The 21,663-nt window shown below is 70.5% G+C and carries 21 protein-coding genes; 9 read left to right on the plus strand and 12 right to left on the minus strand.

All coding sequences use genetic code 11. From position 1 onward, the window contains the following. Positions 1–140: 140 nt before the first annotated feature. Complete coding sequence (locus VH914_19365; GenBank protein ID HEX4493372.1) at positions 141–2,162, plus strand: Ig domain-containing protein; 2,022 nt, start codon at positions 141–143, stop codon at positions 2,160–2,162. Positions 2,163–2,179: 17 nt separating this feature from the next. On the opposite strand, the gene VH914_19370 is transcribed toward VH914_19365, so the two are convergent. The 12 genes from VH914_19370 to VH914_19425 all read right to left on the minus strand — a co-directional run bounded on the left by VH914_19370 (position 2,180) and on the right by VH914_19425 (position 12,876). Beyond that, positions 2,180–2,722, minus strand: coding sequence for a DUF3558 family protein (locus VH914_19370; protein HEX4493373.1), 543 nt, complete (start codon positions 2,720–2,722; stop codon positions 2,180–2,182). A 111-nt stretch (positions 2,723–2,833) separates the two neighbouring features. Further along, the gene (locus VH914_19375) at positions 2,834–4,396 is read right to left on the minus strand and encodes a citrate synthase (protein ID HEX4493374.1); all 1,563 of its coding nucleotides are present in this window, start codon (positions 4,394–4,396) and stop codon (positions 2,834–2,836) included. 59 nt (positions 4,397–4,455) lie between these two features. Next, complete coding sequence (locus VH914_19380) at positions 4,456–5,259, minus strand: crotonase/enoyl-CoA hydratase family protein (GenBank protein HEX4493375.1); 804 nt, start codon at positions 5,257–5,259, stop codon at positions 4,456–4,458. Further along, positions 5,256–5,882 (minus strand): histidine phosphatase family protein, encoded by a 627-nt coding sequence (locus VH914_19385; protein ID HEX4493376.1) that lies wholly within the window; start codon positions 5,880–5,882, stop codon positions 5,256–5,258. The genes VH914_19380 and VH914_19385 overlap by 4 nt, the downstream gene beginning before the upstream one ends. Before the next feature lie 34 nt (positions 5,883–5,916). Further along, positions 5,917–7,854 carry a PQQ-binding-like beta-propeller repeat protein gene (locus tag VH914_19390; protein HEX4493377.1) on the minus strand — a complete coding sequence of 646 codons (1,938 nt, stop codon included), beginning with the start codon at positions 7,852–7,854 and terminating at the stop codon, positions 5,917–5,919. 87 nt (positions 7,855–7,941) lie between these two features. Then, positions 7,942–8,544, minus strand: a complete 603-nt coding sequence (locus tag VH914_19395) for a YetF domain-containing protein (protein HEX4493378.1) — start codon at positions 8,542–8,544, stop codon at positions 7,942–7,944. 2 nt (positions 8,545–8,546) lie between these two features. Next, the gene (locus VH914_19400) at positions 8,547–9,134 is read right to left on the minus strand and encodes a phosphate-starvation-inducible PsiE family protein (protein ID HEX4493379.1); all 588 of its coding nucleotides are present in this window, start codon (positions 9,132–9,134) and stop codon (positions 8,547–8,549) included. Then, complete coding sequence (locus VH914_19405; protein ID HEX4493380.1) at positions 9,131–9,301, minus strand: hypothetical protein; 171 nt, start codon at positions 9,299–9,301, stop codon at positions 9,131–9,133. Before VH914_19405 ends, VH914_19400 begins: the two co-directional genes overlap by 4 nt. A gap of 34 nt (positions 9,302–9,335) precedes the next feature. After that, a complete protein-coding gene (locus tag VH914_19410; protein ID HEX4493381.1) occupies positions 9,336–9,791 on the minus strand; it encodes a hypothetical protein in 456 nt (151 codons plus the stop codon). Positions 9,792–9,793: 2 nt separating this feature from the next. Continuing rightward, the gene (locus VH914_19415) at positions 9,794–11,188 is read right to left on the minus strand and encodes an AarF/ABC1/UbiB kinase family protein (protein ID HEX4493382.1); all 1,395 of its coding nucleotides are present in this window, start codon (positions 11,186–11,188) and stop codon (positions 9,794–9,796) included. 202 nt (positions 11,189–11,390) lie between these two features. Further along, positions 11,391–12,011 (minus strand): HAD family phosphatase, encoded by a 621-nt coding sequence (locus VH914_19420; GenBank protein ID HEX4493383.1) that lies wholly within the window; start codon positions 12,009–12,011, stop codon positions 11,391–11,393. A gap of 103 nt (positions 12,012–12,114) precedes the next feature. Beyond that, positions 12,115–12,876, minus strand: a complete 762-nt coding sequence (locus tag VH914_19425) for an enoyl-CoA hydratase family protein (protein HEX4493384.1) — start codon at positions 12,874–12,876, stop codon at positions 12,115–12,117. Positions 12,877–12,992: 116 nt separating this feature from the next. Between VH914_19425 and VH914_19430 the strand changes: the two genes are divergently transcribed. The 8 genes from VH914_19430 to VH914_19465 all read left to right on the plus strand — a co-directional run bounded on the left by VH914_19430 (position 12,993) and on the right by VH914_19465 (position 21,615). Beyond that, positions 12,993–15,461 (plus strand): glycoside hydrolase family 3 C-terminal domain-containing protein, encoded by a 2,469-nt coding sequence (locus VH914_19430; protein ID HEX4493385.1) that lies wholly within the window; start codon positions 12,993–12,995, stop codon positions 15,459–15,461. 10 nt (positions 15,462–15,471) lie between these two features. After that, positions 15,472–16,569 (plus strand): Zn-dependent alcohol dehydrogenase, encoded by a 1,098-nt coding sequence (locus tag VH914_19435; protein HEX4493386.1) that lies wholly within the window; start codon positions 15,472–15,474, stop codon positions 16,567–16,569. A 124-nt stretch (positions 16,570–16,693) separates the two neighbouring features. Beyond that, on the plus strand, positions 16,694–17,461 hold the full coding sequence (locus VH914_19440; GenBank protein ID HEX4493387.1) for a glucose 1-dehydrogenase: 768 nt from the start codon (positions 16,694–16,696) through the stop codon (positions 17,459–17,461). A gap of 73 nt (positions 17,462–17,534) precedes the next feature. Continuing rightward, on the plus strand, positions 17,535–17,987 hold the full coding sequence (locus VH914_19445; GenBank protein ID HEX4493388.1) for a nuclear transport factor 2 family protein: 453 nt from the start codon (positions 17,535–17,537) through the stop codon (positions 17,985–17,987). After that, positions 17,984–18,808 (plus strand): maleylpyruvate isomerase family mycothiol-dependent enzyme, encoded by an 825-nt coding sequence (locus VH914_19450; GenBank protein ID HEX4493389.1) that lies wholly within the window; start codon positions 17,984–17,986, stop codon positions 18,806–18,808. Before VH914_19445 ends, VH914_19450 begins: the two co-directional genes overlap by 4 nt. 64 nt (positions 18,809–18,872) lie before the next feature. Beyond that, on the plus strand, positions 18,873–19,592 hold the full coding sequence (locus VH914_19455) for an ABC transporter ATP-binding protein (GenBank protein HEX4493390.1): 720 nt from the start codon (positions 18,873–18,875) through the stop codon (positions 19,590–19,592). Beyond that, positions 19,589–20,971: an ABC transporter permease gene (locus VH914_19460; GenBank protein HEX4493391.1), complete on the plus strand. Its 1,383-nt coding sequence runs from the start codon at positions 19,589–19,591 to the stop codon at positions 20,969–20,971. The genes VH914_19455 and VH914_19460 overlap by 4 nt, the downstream gene beginning before the upstream one ends. Further along, positions 20,968–21,615 (plus strand): SGNH/GDSL hydrolase family protein, encoded by a 648-nt coding sequence (locus VH914_19465; GenBank protein ID HEX4493392.1) that lies wholly within the window; start codon positions 20,968–20,970, stop codon positions 21,613–21,615. Before VH914_19460 ends, VH914_19465 begins: the two co-directional genes overlap by 4 nt. The last annotated feature ends 48 nt before the right edge of the window (positions 21,616–21,663 follow it).

Here is a 21,663-nt window from a genome sequence, read left to right on the forward strand (position 1 = left end):
CTCAGACACCTGATGCAGGGGTTCTGCAACAACTTCTTCAGGGCGGCGCCACGGCGGTCGATGAGCAGCCGAGGGTCAGGCGGGCGGATCGGAGGTCGCGGCGGGCGACCGGCTCCCGCGGGCGATCTCTGGGAGCGCGCGTGTCGAAGGCGAAGCGGTTCGGAGCGATCGCGAGCGCGGTGCTCGTCGCGGTCGTCGGATGGGTGACGTCGGTGACGCCACCGGCGGGCGCGAGCGGTCCGCTGACGTTCGGCACCGTGCCGACCACCGTGCAACGGCTCAACGCGGTGGCGTGCCCGTCGACGACGACGTGCATCGCGACCGGATACGACCAGTCGTCGGATCCGCTGATGGCGAAGACGACCGACGGCGGCCTGAACTGGACCACCGGATCGTTCCCGAGCCCGAGCGGACCGAGCGGGCAGGCCATCGCATGTCCGACGCTGACTCGCTGTGTCGTGGCCACGGACACTGCAATCGAGGTGACCGACGACGGTGGTACGACGTGGACGGCCGGAACCCTTCCCGGCGGATTCCTCCGGTTCTACGGCGTGGCGTGCGCCACAGGGAGCGACTGTGTCGCGGTCGGCAGGGGCGGGAGCTTCGGCGGCACGATCATCACCAGCGCCGACGGTGGCGGCACGTGGACCGTCACCGCGGCACCGTCGCGCACCATGTACGCGGCGAGTTGCCCGACGGCGACCCACTGTGTCGCGGTCGGTCCGTACACCGTCGACACGAGTGACGACGGTGGCCAGACGTGGACGGAGCAGGCGCTGACCCACGAGTACCTCGAAGCGATCTCGTGTGCGACCGCGACCTCGTGCGTCGCCGGGGGCTTCGACTCCGTCAGCGGCGCCGCGCTTGCGATGGTGTCGGCCGACGGCGGCGCGAGCTGGACGGACCAGACCGTGTCGTCCAACGGGAACGTCAGTGCGCTCGCGTGCCCCGCCGTGAACGTCTGCGCGACCGCCGGAGACGACGGCGGTCCGATGATCGCGACGACGACCGACGGCAGCACGTGGAGCCTGCCGGCCGTCGACGCGTCGATCCACGGGATCTACGGCTACGGCGTCTCGTGTCCCTCGGTCGCGTGGTGCATCGCGGTCGGCGACACGAACTCGAACGACGGGTTCGCGCTGCGCGTCCCGTTGCTCAGCACGACGCTCGGTATCGACACGCCGGGCGCACAGGCGGGCGACGCGGGCCACGCGGTCGTGCCGCTCTCGCTGCACGCGACCGACTCGTGGAACGCGGCGACGCTCGGGTACTCCGCGACCGGGCTGCCGTCAGGGCTCGCGATCGATCCGAACACCGGTGTGATCACCGGCACGCCACAGGGCGCGTGCACGTGCTCGGTGCAGGTGACCGTGACCGACGACGCCGAGTCGACGGCTTCCGCGTCGTTCGCCTGGACCGTGACCGCGCAGTCGACCGGTGGGTACCGGCTGGGTGCGCGCGACGGCGGTGTGTTCTCGTTCGGCGCCGCGGACTTCGCGGGCTCCGCGGCACCGGTCGCGGGCGCTCCCATCGTCGGCATCGCGGCGACGCCGGATCACGCGGGCTACTGGCTCGTGTCGTCCGCCGGTGTCGTGCGCGCGTTCGGCGCCGCGCACGCGTTCGGCAACGCGAATGCGACCGATGTCGTCGGCATCGCATCGACGTCGAGCGGCGACGGCTACTGGGTCGTCGGTCGTGACGGCGGCGTGTTCGCCTTCGGCGACGCGCACTTCTACGGATCGGCTGTGGGGATGACGGCGCACGCGGTCGTCGGCATGACACCGACGCCCGACGGCGACGGCTACTGGCTCGCGGCGGCCGACGGTGGGGTGTTCTCCTTCGGCGCCGCGCACTCGTACGGTTCCGCGGCCGGCATCGCGTTGCGTGCGCCGGTCGTCGGCATCACGGCGACGAGCGACGGTCACGGCTACTGGTTGGTTGCGTCCGACGGTGGTGTGTTCGCGTTCGGCGACGCCGCGTTCTTGGGCTCGGCGGCGCCGATCACCATCGGTGCGCCGATCGTCGACATGGTCGCGACCGCCGACGATCGCGGTTACTGGGTCGTGGGTGCCGACGGCGGCATCTTCAGCTTCGGTGCCGCGGGCTTCGACGGCTCGACCGCGTCGGCGCGCCTCGTCGCCCCGGTCGTCGGCATCGCATAGCTCGGTGGGGCGCGTGGTCAGACGTTGTTCACCGCGTCACGGGCGGCGGCGACGACGGCGGCGGAGCCGGTGATCTGGAAGCCGTCGATGAACACCGCGGTGTCGCCCTTCAGGAAGCCGACCGCGGTGCGGGTCTTGCCGAAGTCGTCGAGGTAGGCGTCGTCGCCGAGACCGCTCAGCTTCTTGGCCTTCGGCGCCTCCATCGACGGGTCGTAGAACTCCTTGCCCTGGAAGACCTGCACGAGCACGGACGAGCCGTTGCCCGGGTGCCAGCTGCACTGGTGGCCGCGGTTCTCGCTCGTCGGTCCCGTGGGCTTCGCGGCGGTGCCGAGGATCGCCTGGACGTCGGCGGCGCTCACGATCGTGCAGGGGTTCGGGCCGTCGTCGGATCGGCCCGACGGGGCGTTCACGACGCCGGTGCCCGCGACCTGCGAGGTCGTGCTCGTGGGCGTGCCGGCCTTGTCCGCGGCGGCACCCAACGAGTCGGACGACGAGCAGGCGGCGGCGCCGACGCCGAGGGCCGCGATCAGCAGCGTGGAGGTGAGCAGGCGGGCGGGCATGGTTCGGTCTCCGTTCCGAGTCGGGCGTGCCGACCCAGTGGACCGCGAACCAGCCCTCCGCCACCTGAGCAATCGTTGCTCAATCTCTTCGAGCCCGGCCCCGCCCGCCGCTCACGCGATCGGCGGCACCGGCTGCGGCGGGGCTTCACCGCGGTAGTGCGCGCTCGGGCGGATCAACCGGTTGTCGGCGGCCTGCTCGAGGATGTGAGCGCACCAGCCGATCGCACGGCTCGACGCGAACGTCGGCGTGAACATCTCGCGCGGCACGCCGCACGAATCCATCACGATGCCCGCGTAGAACTCGACGTTCGTGTAGAGCTTGCGGCCCGGCTTGAGCTCCGCGAGCACGTCGATCGCCGTCGCCTCGATGTGGCGGGCGCGCTCCATCTTCTCGCCGCCGAGTGACTCGGCGACGTCGCGCAGCATGAGCGAGCGCGGGTCGTCGGTCTTGTAGACACGGTGCCCGAAGCCCATGAGCCGGTCGCCCCGCTCGACCGCGGCGCGCAGCCACCCCTCGGCGCGGTCCGCGGTGCCGATCTGGTCGAGCATGTCGAGCGCGCGGCTCGGCGCGCCGCCGTGGAGTGGACCCGAGAGCGCGCCGATCGCGCCGACGACCGCGGCGCCGAGGTCGGCACCGGTCGACGTGATGACGCGCGCCGTGAACGTCGACGCGTTGAAGCCGTGGTCGATCGTCGAGATGAGGTACTTCTCGACCGCGGCCGCGTGCTCATCGGTCGGGACCTTCCCCTGCATCATGTAGAGGTAGTTCGCGGCGTAGCCGAGCTTCGGGTCGGGCGCGACCGGGTCGAGGCCCTGTCGCAACCGGAACAGCGCGGTGACGAGCGTGGGGATCGCCGCGCAGACGAGCATCGCGTTCGCACGCAGCTCGGTCGACTCGACGTCGAGCGACGGCTTGAACCCAGTCGCGGCGCCGAGGAGCGAGACCGCGGTCCGCAACGCGTCGAGGGGCACGAACGTGTCGCCCGCCTTCGCGATCTCGGGCAGCACGCTCGCGACCGACTCGGGGAGCGCGCGCAACGGGCGGTTCTCGTGGTGGAACGCCTCGCGCTCCGCGAGCGTCGTCGGGAGCGCACCGTCGAACATGAGCCGCCAGATGTCCTCGATCGGCCGCGACTTCGCGAGGTCGATCGCGCTGTATTGGCGGTAGTGGTAGAAGCCTTCGAGGCCGCGCACGTCGCCGACCTCGGTCTCGGCGACGACGACGCCTTCGAGGCCGCGCGGTGTCTCGTGCGCGAGCGCCTCGACCGGTTGGATCATCGCGATGCGCATGAGATCGCGCATCGACACGATGCCGATGAGCTTCCCGCCTTCGACGACGGGGATGTGGCGATACCCGTGCTCGGCGACGTGCGCGAACGCCTCGCGCGCCGAGAGGTCGGGCCCAATGGTGTCGGGCTCCGCGGTCATCCACTCCGACACCTTCGCGGTCGACGCGTCGGATCCCGCGGCCGCGAAGCGCAGCATGTCGCGCTCGGTGAGGATGCCGGTGGCGCGACCGTCGGCGTCGACGATCACGACCGATCCCACCTTCTGCTCCCGCATGCGCCCCGCCACGGTGGCGATGGTCTCGGCTGCGGTGGCCGAGGCGACCGGGGCGCTCATGACCTCGCGGATCGTGCGCTCGGCTGTGTTGGTCTTGTCCTGCTCCGGCATGGTCACCTTCTTCTCGTCTGCCTCTTTTTGGGTCTTGCGATCTTTTCGGCGTCCTCCGCTCACGGCGCCTTCGGCGCCGGGCCGCCTGGGCCCTGGATCGCGCGGGCGCCGTGGCGTCCGGCGCCGGCACTGAAGCGGGATGCGCCGGCGGTGGCCTCGCCCGAAGCCAGGGATTCGAGGGCGTGGAGGTACTCATTCTGCATCGCGGCGTCGAGGTCGAGAGACCACTGCTCGTAGCTCGAAAGCCGGTCGTGGCGCAGACACACCTGGGGGAGCGCGGCGAGCTCGGTCGCGAGGGCGATCGCGGCCCGGCGGGCGTCGCCCTTCTCGACCAATCGGTTCGCCAGGCCCATGCGCAGGGCCTCGTCGCCGGAGACGCCGCGGCCCGTGAGGATGAGGTCGAGCGCGTGCGAGTGGCCGATCAGGCGCGCGAGGCGCACGGTGCCGCCGTCGACGAGCGGCACGCCCCAGCGCCGGCAGAACACCCCGAACACGGCGTCGCGCGCGGCGACGCGCAGATCGCACCAGATCGCGAGCTCGAGCCCGCCCGCGACGGCGAACCCCTCGACCGCGGCGATCACGGGCTTCGGCAGCAGCATGCGCGTCGGGCCCATCGGTCCGTCGCCGTCGGCGAGCACGCGGTTGCCGCGCCCTTCGGCGACCGCCTTGAGGTCGGCGCCCGCGCAGAAGGTGCCGCTCGCGCCGGTGAGCACCGCGACCGCTTGCGAGTCGTCGTGCTCGAACTCACGGAACGCGTCGGCGAGCAGTGCGGCGGTCGGGCCGTCGACCGCGTTGCGTGCGGCGGGCCGGTCGATCTCGACGATCGTGACCGCCCCCTGACGGTCGACGTTCACGGCGCTCACGGTTGACGCTCCGGCGCGTCATCGCGTGTCGCTTCGAGGTGCGCGTGCTCGTTCAGCGTTGCGATGCTCCGGATCCCGTTGCGCGACGCGACGACGCGCGAGATCGACGTGTACTTCGGTTCGAACCAGAGGTAACGGTCGATGCCGAGGATCGACGCGAGCGCGCAGTTGATCACGCCGCCGTGGCACACCGCGACGACGCGCCGGCCGGGGAAGCGGTCGACGATCTCCTCGACCGCGTTCGCGACGCGCGCCTTGAACACGTGTGCAGGATCGGCGCCGAAGTCTTCCCACCGACCTTCGACCATCGCGTGCCAACGGGGATCACCCGACGCCTGCAGCTCGTCCATCGGGATGTAGTCCGCCGAAGCGGCGTCGTACTCGACGAGTCCGTCGACGATCTCGATGTCGAGCCCGTGCATGGTCGCGATCGGTTGGGCGGTCTCGCGCGCGCGGTGCATCGGGCTGCTGAGCACGACGTCGACCGCTTCGGCCGCGAGCCACTGCGCGAGCCGCCGGGTCTGCTCGTTGCCGAGCTCGGTGAGACCGGGGTCCGCCGGCCCGTCGACGCTGCCCGCCGGCGTGCGCACGGGCTCCGCGTGCCGAACGAGCGCGAGGTCCATCAGCGCAACGAGAACCCGAGGTCTGACGCGCGTGTCAGTGGACGTACTTCGCGATGCGGCCGTTGCCGCCGGTGCCGACGAACACTGCACCGTCGGTCACGGCCGGCGCACTCGGCGAGTTGGATCCGACGAACACCGTCGTGAGGATGGCGCCGCTCGGTGAAAGCGCAACCAGCTCGCCACCCGTGTTGGTGACGTAGACGACCCCGTCCGCGATTGCCGGCTTCGACTCGATGGCCGCGCCGGTCTGGGTGTTCCACGACTCGTCGCCGGTGAGCGCCGACACCGCTCGCAACGTCCCGTGAGGGTCGCTCCCACCGATGAAGAGGACGCCGTTCGCGAGTGCGAGGTTCTCGTCGAGCGCGTACCCGGTCGAGATCAGGCGGTGGTTCTGCCAGCCCCGTGAGCCGTCGGCCGCGTTGAACGCGTAGACGTTCCCGTTCGCGGATCCGACGTACACCTTGCCCCCGGGCCCGTAGAACTTGTTCGACAGGACCGGGTTACCGAGTGCGAGCTTGCCCGCCTGCTTCTGCCACACGACCTGTCGAGTCGCGCGGTCGATCGCGTAGAGCATGCCGTTGTCGGCGCCGACGTACAGGTTCTTGTCGTCGAGCGTGAGCGCCGAGTGGATCTTCGGGGAACCGGGGAGCGTGATCGGCCACCCTGGCTCCGACTGCCCGGTCGGTTCCTTCACTGCGACGATCGACCCGTTCTCGTCGGTCGCGTACAGGACGAGGTCGCGCACCGCGGGCGAACTGTCGAACACGAAGCTGCTCGTGCTGCCGCTGGGGTACTGCCACAGATGTGCGGGCCCGAGATGCGGATCGAACCCGTACAGGAATCCGTTGTGCTCTGCGATGAAGACGCGTCCGGAGTCGACGACCGGCGGCGCGTTGACCGAGCTGCCGGTCGCGACCTGGCCGACCGAATCGGGTTTGCTGCTCGTGCTGTCCTCGCGAAACGCGAACGCCGAGCCCTCCGCGGAGTTGACGTAGACGACACCCTCGGCGATCGCAGCTGCCGACGCCTGACTCCCGCCGACGTGCGCCGACCACGCGCGGTGCAGCCCAGCGTGAACCCTGGTCGAGTCGAGCACGTTCTCGGTCGGGTTCTCGGACGCCTTCTGCGCGTCGTAGCCGAACTGGTTCCAATCGGTGTGCACGTAGAAGTCGGCGGTCGCCTTCCGCTTGCTCTGCAGACCCTTCGCGACGATCTGGTCCGAGCCCGGCGGTGCCGACGTCGGCACGTTGAAGGCCAGATCGAAATGGCCGGCGCCGTCGGTCGGCGGGGTCACGGTGACGGGCCGTCCCGCGACCGCGACCTGCACCCGCTCGTCGGGCAGGAATCCGTATCCGTGCATGTACGACGCGGTGCCCGGCGGACCGTCGCCGACCTTGAGCGTGATCTGTCCCGTCGGAACCGTCGGGGCATCGGTGCACAGCGAGTCGACGGTGAAGAAACCGGTACCGGCATCGATCGTGACCGAATTGATCAAGTTCGCGCCGCCGGTGAGGTCGTACTGCGTCATGTGCCGGCCGTGCGAGTTGTTGATGTGCGCGACCCCGCCGAGGTCGTTGTCGTTCTTGTCGAGTGCGCTCACGGTCACGTTCGTGCCCGCCGCAGAGTCGACGAGCAAGCTCAAGGTCGTCGCCGCGTGCGTCAGCGTGATCGTCGGGGTCGACGCGGGCGTGAACGTCGCGAAGTGCGTCTGCTCGCTCGAGAAGTCGCCCGCGGGGTACTTGCCGTCGTACTCGCCGGTCCCGAAGTCGCCGACCCTCCAGCCGCTCAATCCGAGACCCTTGACCGACGAGTTGGAGAGGCTCTGCGCGTCACCGAACTGCTCGAACCCCACGAAGCCGCCGCTCGTGCAGGTGAACGAGTCGGGGTTGATCTCTTTCCAGGTCCCGGTGACGGTGTCCCTGCGCGTCGCCCCGGCTCCCTGTGGCACGAGCGCGACGGCGCCGAACCCCACGGAAGCCGCGAGAAGCGTCACGAATGCTCGACGAGTGCTCCGCCGCATTGTCGGCCCCCCCAAGATGCTGCGTCGAATGGTTGGAAGCTAGGAGTTGAGCTCCGCGACCGTCAATACGTCGCTGCGTTGCTCGACGATCGTCTTCAACTCGGCGATCTGCTGCGACAACGCGAGGAAGTGCTGAGTCTCGTAGTCCGGCGTTTTGAGCATCGTGACGATGGCGCCGTTTGGTTCGAGTACCGCGCGCTCGACCTCGGCCACGTCGGAAGCACCCTGTTGCGCAATCGCCGCGAGCAGGTCCTCCTTGCAGATCTTCTCGTGACGGAGCGCCTTCTCGATGAACACTCCATCTTCGATGAGCACGGTCGCAGATCCCTCGACGAGCTTGCGGGCGCGGACGCTGCGGAAGATGAGCGCCGCCATCAAGGCGTTCACGCCGAACAACACGCTCGCACCGACGACCGCGCCCGTGACGGTGTTGTCGTTCCCGATGATGCCGTTCTGGACGGCGTTCGCCACCGCGAGCAGGACGACGAAGTCGAGCGTGTTGAGCTGCCCGAGCTCGCGTTTGCCGGCCAGCCGCAAGCCGACCACGAGGAATGCGTACACGAGCAGGGCCCGCACCACCTTCTCGATGATGGGAACGTCGAGGTGAAACAGGCTGTGAGCGATTCCGATTGCACACAACATCGTCAGTGCTCCTTCTTGATGTCGAAGTGCTTGACCAAGACCAGGGCGACGACGAGCAGCAGCGCGATCATCAGATCGACGCCGAGCGAGATCATGTGCTGCAAGAACAGCGAGTCGTGTTGAGAACCCGACAATGACGATCTCGCACCCACGACCAGGATCTCGCGCACGGCCGAGATGACTCCGATGACGAGGAACGGCTGGAGTTGCAGCCTTCCGTCGCGAAAATGCGCGAGGACCGTCGTGAAGATCTCGAGCACGATGATGACGAACAAGACGCTGTCGACCAGCTCCGGTACCTGGGTCTGAAAGCTCGTCGAGTGGAGGAGCGCCGCGCCGACCGAGTGCACGAGCGCGACGCCCGCAGCCGCGACGAGCACGAGTGCCACCGCGTAGTGCAGGAGGTCCTCGGCCCAGACGAGGGGCCGCATTGCACGCGGAGTGCCTCGGTGCACCCGCCGCCGCCGAGGCCAGTGGCGCGCTTCGGCTTCATCGGCGACGCCCTCACCCGTGGGCGCGGTCGAGTCGTTCGGCAGACGAGCACTTCCCGTCGGCAGCCACGCGTGCTCGACGACCGTCTGGCCCGTCATTGCGCGTGTCCGTTCAGCGTGCAGGTCACCTGCTGAACGAGTCCGGGCTTCACGCCCGCCAACTGGTACAGGACGCAGGTCGCCTTCTGCTGCGTCTGGTTCGCGTAGAAGAACCATGGAGCGAGGACGAGCATCCCGATGGTCACGAGAAGCTTCAAAGGTCGCATGTCGACGTTCCTTTCGATTCGTGCGCCGTGGGACTCACGGCTGCGATGACGGGTCCGGGCAGTTCGCAGTGACGTAGTCAGAGACCCGCTGGAACGGGCCCGCGGCCGTGAGCGACGAAGCGATGCCGCCGATCAGGCCACCGAGCGGGTTCGACGCCATGCCGCTGACCGATCCGAGCTGCTGCTTGAAGGAGTCGCGGACGGCGGCGACGTCGGGCTCGATATCGGGCGGGGCCACCTTGTCGAGCCGGTCGAAGATGACCGGAATCTCGCCGAGGGAGCTCATGCCGGTGACGAATCCCTGCAGCGGGTCCTGTCCCGAGGTGTCGTACTCCGACAGGAATTGCTGCTTCTGCTGTGCGAGCGTGTTGCAGAACGCCGTGACCGAACGCGGTGTGGAGTGGCTGCACGCGGCGAGCGGCGCGACGAGCGCCGCGGTCGCGAGCACGCACGCGATCGACACGCGCGATCTGAACGGACGCTGGTTCATGATCAGACTCCTTCGGGTGCTGGGTTGGTGATCGAGGTGACGTCGCTGCAGGCGCGCCGGCGCGCATCGATCAGCGCGCGCCAGTTCGCGGGCACGTGAAGCTGAGCGAGGGTCGCCATGACGCCCCACATGACGCGATCGACGAAGAAGTAGCTCGGTGGAACTTCGATCTCGGCGAGCACCGCGGCGTGGGGTCCGTGCGGATCGAACGTCGTTCGCGCGACGTGCAGCAGCCACTCTTCCCGGCACCGGCGCTCGCCCGGAGCGAACAGCGCGAACGGCTCTCGTAAGAACGCGGCGACGGCTGCGGGAGAAGACGCGCAGTCGTTCGGCAGGAGGCCGGCTTCCCGCGCGGTCCTGAAGACGGACGCGTCGTCGCCGTCGAGGAGCGCGTCGAGCAGCCGCAGGAACCGCCCGCGCTCGTCGTTCGTCAGGCGCCGAACGAGGCCGTAATCGAGCACCGTGACGACGCCGTCGTCCGAGAAGCGCACGTTGCCCGGGTGCGGATCGGCGTGAAAGCTGCCGAACCGGAACACGGAATCGAACGAGAACGCCAGCAGTGTCTCGGCGGCGGTGCGCCGCGCCGCCGGTGAGCCGGCTCGGGCGAACGACGCCAGATCGTGCCCGTCGACCCACTCCGTCACGAGCACGCGTCGCGAGCTGTGCTCCAAGAAGACGCGCGGTACGCGGACACCGGCACTTCCGGCCCACCGGTTCGCGAACTCGACCTGCCGTTGCGCCTCGCCGCGATAGTCGAGCTCGTCGAGCAGCGCGCTCCGCATCTCGTCGATGAGGAGAGTGGTGTCGACTCCCGGGAACGCGAGTCCGGAGAACACGCGCGCGATTCGCCCGACGTTGCGCAGGTCGGCACCGAGACACTCGTCGAGGCCGGGGTACTGCACCTTCACGGCGACCGCGGTCCCGTCGAGCATCCGGGCGCGGTGTACCTGGCCGATCGATGCCGCGGCGACCGGCGTCGGGTCCCACTCACGGAAGATCTGGACGACGTCCGACCCGAGGTCCTCGCGGACGATTCGCTCGGCGAGGCCCGGCGCCATCGGCGGCACGTGCGACTGCAACGACGTCAGCGCGGCGCGAGCGTCATCCGGAAGTCCGATCGCGGCGACGCTCAGAAGTTGACCGAGCTTGACCATCGCGCCGCGCATCTCGCCGAACTCGCGCGCGATGTCCTGCGCGCTCCGGACCTGATAGCGCTCGGCGATCGTCGGTCGGCTCTGGCCGCGGTGCACGAGCTGCTGCGACCGCATGACCATGTAGCCCGACGTCCGGCGGGCCGCGAGCCGGCCCAGACGGGCCGCGCGCCACCATCTCGTCGAAGCTGCGTGCGTCGATTCGGAACTCGTCGACCGCAGGGCTCCCGCCTGGACCGCGCTCATCGTCCGCCTCCCCCGTCGTGTCCGCCGGGGCCCCCGCACCGGCTCGAACACGTGAGGAGATCGTCGACCTCGGGAGCGGTCGCGACCGTCCGGGGTGTGACATCGGGAGTGTCAGCAAGCCGACAATCGGTTGCGCGCGGGCGCTACCGGGAGCGCCGCCGGCTTTGGTCCCCAGGATCCTGATCGGGCAGTGCGCGCGCGATCAGCGCAACGAGAAGCCGAGCACGGCCTCGAGATCGGTGATCGCCTGCGCCGGCGAGTCGACCTTGATCGTCGTGATGCCCAGCGCACGCGCGGGCTTGAGGTTCATGCCGATGTCGTCGAGGAACACCGCGTCGCGCGCGTCGACCGCGAGCCGCTCGAGCGTGAGCTCGTAGATACGGGGATCGGGCTTGCGCATCCCCTCGACCGCGGACTCGACGACGACGTCGAACGCGTGCAGCGACCGCAGTCCCGGCGGCGAGCCGTTCTCGGCCGGCCAGTTGTTGGTGAGCGCGGCGATCTTCAGCCCGTGCTCACGGATGCGTTCGATCGCGGCGAGCATCTCGGGGCGCGCGCCGATACCGCGGCCGACCATCGCCATGATCTCGGCCGCGTCGATCGTGTGGCCCTCGGCGCGCGCCTCGGCCTCCAACGTCGCGAAGAACTCGGGCATGCTCAGCTCGCCGCGTTCGAGCGCGGCCCACGCGCCGTCGACACTGCTGCGCGCGATCACGCCCCGCACGCAACCGTCGGGCAGGCCGTGGATGCGGTCGTACTCGTCGAAGTGCTCGAAGGGCGAGCCGAACACCACGCCGCCCAGATCGAAGATGACGGCCTTCACGTGCGCGCTCGCGCTGCTTCGTCGTCCTGGCTGCGCCCGCCGTCCATGACGCGGGACGGGAGCGAGTCGGGTCGCCGGCTCGCTTCGCTCTCGGCGCTCCGGCTCATGTCGGTTTCGAGAGATCCGCGTCGCGTTTCTCGACGAACGCCTGGCGGAGCTCGTCGCTGTCGCCGAAGAGGTTGACCTCGAACGTGAAGCCCTGCTCGAAGCGGTAGGCCTTCTTCACGTCGATCGGCTCGATGCCGTTGAGTGATTCCTTGGCGCGGCGGATCACGAGCGGGCTCTTCTCCGCGATCGTGTTCGCGATCTCGAGCGCGGTGTCGAGCAACTGGTCGCGCGGCACCACGCGCTCGCACGTTCCGAAGGCGAGCAGGTCGGCGGCCGTCACCATCTGACCGGTGAAGAACATCGCGCGCACCTTGTGCTGCGGTACGAGGCGCGCGAGGTGCGTTGCGGTGCCGAGCGCGCCGCGGTCGACCTCGGGGACGCCGAACGTCGCGTCGTCGGACGCGATGAGGATGTCGGCGTTGCCCGCGATGCCGATGCCGCCGCCGAGGCAGAAGCCGTTGACGGCCGCGATCACCGGGACCGGGCAGTCGTAGACCGCGGCGAAGGTCTCGGCGCAGCCACGGTTGACGCCGATGAGGCTGCGGTGCGTCGGGTCGGCGGCGAGCTCCTTGATGTCGACACCGGCCTGGAAGCCGCGGCCCTCGGCCGCGACGATCACCACGTTCGTCTCGTCGTCGCGGCCCGCGCTGCGGATCGCGTCGGCGAGCATGAACCAACCGGCGACCGGCAGCGCGTTCACCGGCGGATTGGCGATCGTGACGATCACCACGGCGCCGCGGCGCTCGGTCCGGATCATCCCGCTCTCACCGTCGGTCCCCGTTCACGCGGGGCACACTACCGACCCTCCCGACCGGTGGCGCCGAGCCGCTCCGCGCTGGTAGCAAGGCGGGACCGAGGAGCCGAGAGGACGTCGTGAGCGAGCGGATCGACACTCTGGTGGCGAACCTGACGCTCGCCGAGAAGTGCGCGCTCGTCGCCGGCACCGACCTCTGGCACCTTCCCGCGATCGATCGCCTCGACATCCCCGCGCTCAAGGTGAGCGACGGTCCGAGTGGCGTGCGCGGCGAGCGCTGGACGGGACGCGCGTCGGCGTTGTTCCCGTGCGGCAGCGCGCTCGGCGCGACGTGGGATCCCGCGATCCTCGAACGCGTCGGCGCGGCGTTGGGTTCCGAAGCGCGCGACCGCGGTGTGCACGTGGTGCTCGCGCCCACCGTCAACCTGCACCGCACGCCGATCGGCGGCCGCAACTTCGAGTGCTACTCGGAGGATCCGCACCTCAGCGCGCGCCTCGCGGTCGCGTTCGTCACCGGCATCCAGGACACCGGCGTGTCGGCGTGCGTGAAGCACTTCACCGCGAACGACACGGAATACGAGCGCATGACGATCTCTTCGGAGCCCGACGAGCGCACGCTGCGCGAGCTGTGTCTCGTGCCGTTCGAGGCCGCGGTCGTCGAGGCCGGAACGTGGTCGATCATGACCGCGTACAACCGGCTGTACGGCACGTACTGCAGCGAGAACGAGATGCTCATCACCGACGTGCTGCGCGGCGAGTGGGGTTTCGACGGCCTCGTGATGTCGGACTGGTTCGGCACGCACAGCACGGCTCCCGCGGCGCGCGCGGGTCTGGATCTCGAGATGCCCGGTCCGCCGCAGTGGTTCGGTTCGAAGCTCGCGGAGGCCGTCGGCGCGGGGGAGGTCGACGAAGCGGTCGTCGACGCGAAGGTCTGGCGCATGCTCACGCTCGCCGAGCGCACCGGGCTCTTCGACCGGGAGCCGCACGACGAGCAGTCGATCGACCGCCCCGAGCACCGCGCGCTCGCGCGCGACGCGGCGATCGGGTCGATCGTGCTCCTGAAGTCCGACGCCGACGTGCTGCCGCTCCTCGGCGCGCCGGAGTTGCGCACGCTCGCCGTGATCGGTCCGAACGCCGACATCCCCGCACTCGAAGGCGGCGGGAGCGCGGCGGTCACGACGCACGAGGTGCGCACGCCGCTGCAGGCGATTCGCGACCGCGCGGGCGACGACGTCGACGTCCGGTTCGAGCGGGGATGCGTGAGTCATCGCCGCACGCCTCCGCTCGAGGGCCGGCGCCTCGCCGAAGGCGCGCTGCACGTCGAGTACTTCGCAGGTACTGAGCACGCGGGCGCGCCGGTGTTCGCCGAGGACACGACGCGCGCGTGGTTCGTGTGGCTCGGACCGTGGGAAGCGAGCGTGCCCGGCGAGTTCTCGGCGCGCGTCACGGGCACGTTCGTCGCGGAGGAGACCGGCGCGTGGCGTTTCTCGCTCGTGAGCGCGGGTCGCAGCCGGCTGCTCGTCGACGGCACGGTCGTCGTCGACAACACCTCGCCGACGCCCGGTGGCAGTGATTCGTTCTTCGGGCTCGGGAGCACCGAGGTCGGCGCCGACGTGTGGCTCGACGCGGGTTCCGAGCACGCGATCGTCGTCGAGTACGCCAACCCCGGCCTACCCGGTCTCGGCGGCCTCGCGATCGGGTGCGAGCCGCCGCGCCCCGACGACCAGTTCGAGCGCGCGGTCGCGCTGGCGCGCCGCGCCGACACCGCGATCGTCGTCGTCGGCACGTCGGCCGAGTGGGAGAGCGAAGGCCACGACCGCCGCGACATGACGCTGCCCGGTCTGCAGGACGAGCTCGTCGCCGCGGTCGCGGCCGTGAACCCGCGGACGGTCGTCGTCGTGAACGCAGGCTCGCCGGTCGGCATGGACTGGGCCGACGACGTCGCGGCGATCGCACAGCTGTGGTTCCCCGGTCAGGAAGGCGGGCCCGCGCTCGCGGCCGTGCTGTTCGGCGACGCCGATCCCGGCGGCCGGTTGCCGACCACCATCCCGCGCGCGATCGAGGACACACCCGCGTTCACGAGCTACCCCGGCGAACGCGGTCATGTCGTGTACGGCGAGAGCGTGTACCTCGGGTACCGCTGGTACGACCGGCGGCGCATCGAGCCCCGTTTCCCCTTCGGCCACGGGTTGTCGTACACAACCTTCGAGCTCGGCGCGCTCGAAGCCGACCGCACCGAGGTCGCCGCGAGCGCGGCCGCGTCGGGTACTGACACGTTGGTCGAGCTGCGCGTGCCGATCACGAACACCGGCACGCGTTCGGGAACCGACGTGCTCCAGCTCTACGTGCACGACGTGGAAGCGACCGTCGCGCGGCCCGAGCAGGAGCTGCGTGCGTTCGCGAAGGTCGCGCTCGGTCCGGGTCAGAGCGCGACGGTGACGTTCGGTCTCGACCGGCGCGCGTTCGCGTACTGGGATCCCGACCGGCACGACTGGCACGTCGAGCCGGGCGAGTTCGAGATCCGCATCGGCGAGTCGTCGCGCGATATCCGTGCGGTGGCCGTCGTCACCGTCAAGGGCGACGAGTAGAGGAGGCAGCATGCGCGCGGCGTTGCTCACCGCGGTGAAGGAGCCGCTCGAGGTCGTCGACGACGTCGAGATCGAGCCGCCGCGCGCCGGCGAGGTCCTCGTGCGTGTCTCGCACTGCGGGGTGTGTCACTCCGACCTGTCGAACGTCGACGGCACGTTTCCGCCACCCCTGCCGCTCGTGCTCGGACACGAAGCCGCCGGAACCGTCGAAGAGATCGGGCCCGGCGTCACCACGGTGAAGCCCGGTGACCGCGTCGTGCTCACGCCCGCGCCTCCGTGCGGTCACTGCCCGTTCTGCCTGCGCGGACAGTTCAGCATCTGCGTGAACAGCACCGCGGTGTTCACGAGCATGTTCAACGACGGCAGCACGCGTCTCTCGCGCGGTGGCGCGACCGTCTTCCGCGGCCTCGGCGTCGGCGGGTTCGGCGAGCTCGTCGTCACGCAGGAGTCGGGCGCGATCAAGATCGACGACGACACGCCGCTCGACGTCGCCTGCGTGATCGGCTGCGCGGTGCAGACGGGAGTCGGTGCGGTGTTCAACACCGCGAAGGTCGAGCCCGGCGACACCGTGCTCGTCATCGGGCTCGGCGGTGTCGGCATCTCGATCGTGCAGGGTGCGCGCATCGCGGGCGCGACGCGGATCATCGTGAGCGATCCGGTGAGCGAACGCCGCGACTCGGCGGCGCGCTTCGGCGCGACGGACGCGATCGACCCGACGAACGACGACGTCGTGGCGCGCACGCACGAGCTCACGGGCATCGGTGCCGACTTCGCGTTCGAGGCGGTCGGGCGGGGCGCGCTCGGGCAGGCCGCGATATGGGCGACGCGACCGGGCGGCACCGCCGTGCTCGTCGGCGCCGGCCCGCTCGAAGAGGCCGTGAGCATCGATCCTGCGGTCGTCTTCATGGCGTCCGAGCGGCGGATCGTCGGCTCGTTCCTCGGCAGCAGCAACTCGCCGCGCGAGATCCCGCGGCTGCTCGCGCTGTGGCGCGCCGGGCTCCTCGACCTCGAAGGCATGATCACGAAGCGCCGGCCGATCACCGAGGTCAACGCCGCCTTCGACGACCTCCGCGCCGCGCGCGGCCTGCGAACCGTCCTGGAGCTGTAGATGAGTGACCGGGCGCAGGCCGAAGGCGCGGTCACGCCACGGGAGCACGGCGTAGATCTCCGGATCGAGCGCCGGAGGATGGAGCCGAATGAGTGGCCAGGCGCGCGCCGGAGGATGGAGCCGAATGAGTGCAGGTGATTTCGAGGGCAAGGTGGTGCTCGTCACCGGTGCGGCCGGTGGCATCGGCGCGGCCGCGGCCGAGATCTTCGCGAGCCGGGGCGCGCGTGTCGTCGCCGCGGATCGCAACGTCGACGGCGCGTCGGTCACGGTCGCGACGATCCGCGCCGCGGGCGGGACCGCGACCGAGCACGAGGTCGACGTCGCCGACCCCGCGTCCGTCGACGCCATGGTCGCGGCCGCGGTGTCGACGTACGGCCGGCTCGACTGCGCGTTCAACAACGCGGGTATCGGCGCGGGTTTCCACGCGTTCGCCGACGTCTCCGTCGACGACTGGCAACGCGTGATCGCGATCAACTTGAGCGGCGTGTTCTGGTGCTTGCAGGCCGAGCTGCGGCAGATGCTCGCGCAGGGCGCCGGCGGCGCGATCGTCAACACGTCGTCGGGGGCGGGGGTCGTCGTCGCGCCCGGCCAGCCTGCGTATACGGCCGCGAAGCACGGTGTCCTCGGGCTCACGAAGGCCGCGGCGACCGAGTACGCGCGCAACGGGATCCGCGTGAACGCGATCCTGCCCGGCTCGACCGACACGCCGATGCTGCGCACGTTCATGGAGGAGAACCCGCAGATGGAGAAGTTCCTGCGCCGTTCGTCGCCGACCGGTGACCTCGGACGACCCGAACAGGTCGCGGAAGCCGCGGTGTGGCTGTGCTCCGACGCGGCGTCGTTCGTGAGCGGCGACTCGATGCTCGTCGACGGTGGCCAGGTGTGCCGGTGAGTCGCGGAGCAGGTGCGCGCTCAGCGCGAGAACCACGGCGGAGCCTCGCGCCGAGCGGAGAGAGCATGCGACCATGAGCGCTTCCCCGGAAGCCGCGATCCGCGCGCTGATCCACGAGTACGCGTTCCGTATCGACGCGGGCGATCTCGACGGGCTCGCCGCGCTGTTCGAGCACGCCGAGCTCGGCTCGTCGATCCGGCCCGAGCGCCGGCGCGGCGCGGCCGAGGCCCGTCGCAACTACAACGGCGTGATCATCTACGACAACGGCACGCCGTGCACGATGCACTGCATCACCAACGTCACGATCACGGTCGACGAGGACGCGCAGACGGCGGCCGCGCGCAGCTATTTCACGGTGATCCAGAAGGTGCCCGACGTCGCGCTGCAACCGATCATCGCGGGCCAGTACCGCGACACGTTCGCGGTGATCGACGGCGCATGGTGGTTCACCGAGCGCATCATCCACCCCGATCTCATCGGGGACCTGTCCAACCACATGACGGCGAAGTGGAGGCTGCCGCAATGAGCGGCGAAGCAGACGTGCTCGTCGCGCTGTCGAGCGTGTGGGCGTCGATGCAGCAGCTCGGCGACACGCTCGACGAGGCGCAGTGGAAGCTGCCGACCGACTGTCCCGGCTGGACCGTGCAGGACAACCTCGCGCACATCATCGGTATCGAGTCGGTGATCATCGGGCTGCCCGAACCGAAGGTCGAGCTGCCCGCCGGCCTTCGCCATGTGAAGAACGAGCTGGGCCGTTCGAACGAGGTGTGGGTCGAGTCGTTCCGCGGCTGGACCGGTTCCGAGGTGCTGCACGAGTTCCGCGTGATCGCGACCTCCCGCTTGAACCAGCTGCGCTCGTACACCGACACCGACTGGGCGGCGCCGTCGTGGACGCCGGTCGGCGACGGTCAGGTGCGCGACCTCATCCCGTTCCGCGTCCTCGATTCGTTCGTGCACGAGCTCGACATGCGACGCGCGCTCGGCACGCCCGCCGACTTCGAGGCGCCGGCCGCGAAGCTCTCGCTCGATCGCATGCGCGCCACGTTGGGGATGATCGTCGGCGCGCGGCTGCGGCCGCCCGACGGTACGCGCGTCGCATTCGTCGTCGAAGGTCCCGGCGGGTTCGCCACCGCGCTCGCGATGCACGAGAGCCGCGCGGAGGCGATCGACCCGGTGCCCGATCCCGTCGCGAGCGGCGTCGACGTCACGCTGCACATGGATCCCGACACGTTCGTGCGCCTCATCGGCGGACGCGGCGAGCTCGACGCCGTCGCGACCGCAGTACGCATCGAGGGCGACGCGGGCCTCGGCCGCCGCGTCGTCGAGCACATGAAGGTGCTGATGTAACAGGGTGTGACTGCCCTGAGACCCCGATGTCGGGCGTCGCAGGGCGACGGGTACGGTCGCGACGGTGGTCCGAACCGTGTCCGATCCTCCGCGCGCCGACGGTTCGCGCCCGGACGCGGTCGGGATCGAGGTGCGCGGCCTGCGTCACGAGTACCGCCTCGACGGTCAGCCGCTGCGCGTGCTCGACGACCTCGACTGGTCGGTCGACGCGGGGGAGTTGATCGCGGTCACCGGTCGCTCGGGCTCCGGGAAGACGACGCTGCTCTCGATCCTCGGCGGGCTCGAACGGTTGCAGTCGGGCTCGGTCCGCGTGGGAGAGACCGACCTCGCGTCGCTCACCGGCAACGCGCTCGCCGACTACCGCCGCACGACCGTCGGCTTCGTCTTCCAGGACTTCGGCCTGCTCGGTTCGCTCACCGCGCTCGAGAACATCGAGCTCGCGCTGACGTTCGCCGCGGTCCGCGGCGCGAGCCGGACGCGTCGGGCGCGCGAGCTGCTCGACTCGGTCGGGCTCGCCGACCGCGCGAATCATCGGCCGGTCGCGCTCAGCGGGGGCGAGAGCCAGCGCGTCGCGATCGCACGCGCGCTCGCGAACCGGCCCCGGTTGGTGCTCGCCGACGAGCCGACGGGCAACCTCGACGACGATTCCGCGGCGCGCGTGCTCGATCTGCTCACGGCGCTGCCCGACGATCACGCGTGCACGCTCGTGGTGGTCACGCACAACGCGTCGGTCGCCGCACGCGCCGATCGCGTGCTGCGGCTCGATCAGGGTCGCCTGCAGTGAGCTATCGGGACGCGATCGCTATAGCAGCGCGCAGCGTCACGCGCCGGCTCGGCCGCGCGGTGTTGACCGTGCTCGCGGTCGCGCTCGCGGCCGCGCTGCTCTCGTCGTTGCTCATCGCGGGCAGCGCCGCGCGCACGCGGGTGCTCGACGACGTGAGTCGCGGCGGTCCGCTCACCGGCATCCGCGTCGACGCGGCGGCGCCCGACCCCGGGTCGCTCGACTCCGACGATCCGCCGACGGGGAGGCCGCGCGCGATCGACGACGCCGCGCGCCACCGCATCGCCGGGCTGCCCGACGTGCGCGCGGTCGTGCCGGTCGTCGTCACACCGATCCAGGTGCTCCGGCCCACGAACCTGCCGGCGCCGAAGCGCACGACGACGTCACGCCGGCGGGCCGGGGCGCGTCGGCGCGCGGGCACCGCCTCGGGCGGCTCGTCGCTGATCAGCGACGAGCTCATCGGTGTCGATCTCGCGCGTACGAACGACGTTCCGGTCGCGCTCGAGGCCGGGCGCCTCCCCGCGCCGGGCTCGACGACCGAGGTCGCCGTGACCGACGGGTTCCTCGCCCGGTTCGGTCTCTCGAAGGCCGACGCGCCGAGCCTCCTCGGCCTCCACCTCCAGTTCGGCGCGCCGCGCTTCTTCGACGAGTCCGGCGGCGCGACGCTGCGCCACTCGAGCCTGCGTGCCCGCTGGACGCGGATGGAGATCGTCGGCGTCGCGGCGCAGGAGCTCAGCGGCGGGCAGTTCGTCGTCCCGATCGCGGTCGCGCAGGCGGCGCGCCGCTGGACCCTGACCGGTCCGAGCGCGGCGATCTTCGGCGGTAACGCGTCGCCCTACTCCGCGCTGTTCGTCATCGCGAGCTCGCTGGGCCACGTCGGGTCGGTGCGCGCGGAGATCACCAACGTCGGGTTCTCGACCAGCGCGCCCGAGACGCTGATCGAGTCGGTGCAGCATTACGTGCACGTCGTCGAGATCGTGCTCGCCGGCATCGGCCTCATCGGTCTCGTGATCGCCGCGCTCGGGATCGCGAACGCGATGCTCGCGGCGGTGCGCGAGCGGCGCCGGGAGATCGGCGTGCTGAAGGCGATCGGCGCGCGCGATCGCGACGTTCGCCGGATCTTCCTCCTCGAGGCCGCGACGCTGGGCTGCATCGGCGGCGTCATCGGCACGGTCGCCGGGTGGCTGACCGCGCGCGCCCTCGCGGGCGTGGTGAACGGCTATCTCGCGAAGGAGGGCCTCGCGGGCGTCACCCTCGGAGTGCCGACCGTGATCCTCGTCGGCGGCGTGGTCGGCGCGACCGCGATCGCGCTCATCGCCGGCACCGTTCCCGCGCAGCGCGCCGCGCAGCTGCCCGCGCGCCAGGCGATGGGCGACCGGTGACGCGTCGCGCGCCGGCGGCGCTCGCGGTCGTGCTCACGGTCGCGGTCGCGCTCGCGGCCTGCTCGCACGCGTCGTCGAGCGGCGGCCTCGCCGCGCCCACGACCGCCACGGCCGCGCAGGAGGTGTTCGTCGCGTTCGGCTCGACCGCCGGCCTCGGTTCCGGTCTCGCCGACAACCTTCGCGACGCCTGGCCGCAGGTGGTGTTCCGCGATTCGTTCCCGTTCTCGACCGTGCTCATCAATCTGTCCGACGATCCGTTGCCGATCGACGACGCCGTCACGCTCCAGCTTCCGGTTGCGCTCGAACAGCACGCGAAGGCCGCGGCGATCTGGCTCGGGCCCACCCGCGGCGATTGCACGACCGACACGACCGCGACGATGTTCACGCCGCAACTCACCGCGCTCGTGAAGCCGCTGCGCGACTCGGGTGCGCGCGTGGCCGTCGGCAACCTTCCGGACGGCGTCCCCTGCGCCGTCGCATTCAATGCCGCGGTCACGAACGTCGCGCGCGCGAATGGTGCGACCGTGGCCGACGTCGCGTCCGCGCTCGCGTCGACACCCACGATCGGTCCGAGCTCGAAGATCACGGTCGCGCAGGGTCACGCCGTCGCGGCCGCCTTCGGTGCCGCGCTCGCCCCATCGTGACGCGTGGGGCATGATGCCCCGGACGCGCGGAACGCGCGTCGGTTGGCG

The sequence above is a fragment of the Acidimicrobiia bacterium genome (assembly GCA_036271555.1).
Taxonomy (GTDB): Bacteria; Actinomycetota; Acidimicrobiia; order IMCC26256; family PALSA-610; genus DATBAK01.

Coding starts and splice junctions, on each gene's coding strand:
- VH914_19415 (HEX4493382.1), bottom strand. CDS start 11,188: ATGAGCGCGGTCCAGGCGGGAGCCCTGCGGTCGACGAGTTCCGAATCG.
- VH914_19450 (HEX4493389.1), top strand. CDS start 17,984: ATGAGCGGCGAAGCAGACGTGCTCGTCGCGCTGTCGAGCGTGTGGGCG.
- VH914_19375 (HEX4493374.1), bottom strand. CDS start 4,396: ATGCCGGAGCAGGACAAGACCAACACAGCCGAGCGCACGATCCGCGAG.
- VH914_19425 (HEX4493384.1), bottom strand. CDS start 12,876: ATGATCCGGACCGAGCGCCGCGGCGCCGTGGTGATCGTCACGATCGCC.
- VH914_19440 (HEX4493387.1), top strand. CDS start 16,694: ATGAGTGCAGGTGATTTCGAGGGCAAGGTGGTGCTCGTCACCGGTGCG.
- VH914_19370 (HEX4493373.1), bottom strand. CDS start 2,722: ATGCCCGCCCGCCTGCTCACCTCCACGCTGCTGATCGCGGCCCTCGGC.
- VH914_19410 (HEX4493381.1), bottom strand. CDS start 9,791: ATGAACCAGCGTCCGTTCAGATCGCGCGTGTCGATCGCGTGCGTGCTC.
- VH914_19405 (HEX4493380.1), bottom strand. CDS start 9,301: ATGCGACCTTTGAAGCTTCTCGTGACCATCGGGATGCTCGTCCTCGCT.
- VH914_19435 (HEX4493386.1), top strand. CDS start 15,472: ATGCGCGCGGCGTTGCTCACCGCGGTGAAGGAGCCGCTCGAGGTCGTC.
- VH914_19385 (HEX4493376.1), bottom strand. CDS start 5,882: ATGGACCTCGCGCTCGTTCGGCACGCGGAGCCCGTGCGCACGCCGGCG.
- VH914_19445 (HEX4493388.1), top strand. CDS start 17,535: ATGAGCGCTTCCCCGGAAGCCGCGATCCGCGCGCTGATCCACGAGTAC.
- VH914_19400 (HEX4493379.1), bottom strand. CDS start 9,134: ATGACGGGCCAGACGGTCGTCGAGCACGCGTGGCTGCCGACGGGAAGT.
- VH914_19395 (HEX4493378.1), bottom strand. CDS start 8,544: ATGTTGTGTGCAATCGGAATCGCTCACAGCCTGTTTCACCTCGACGTT.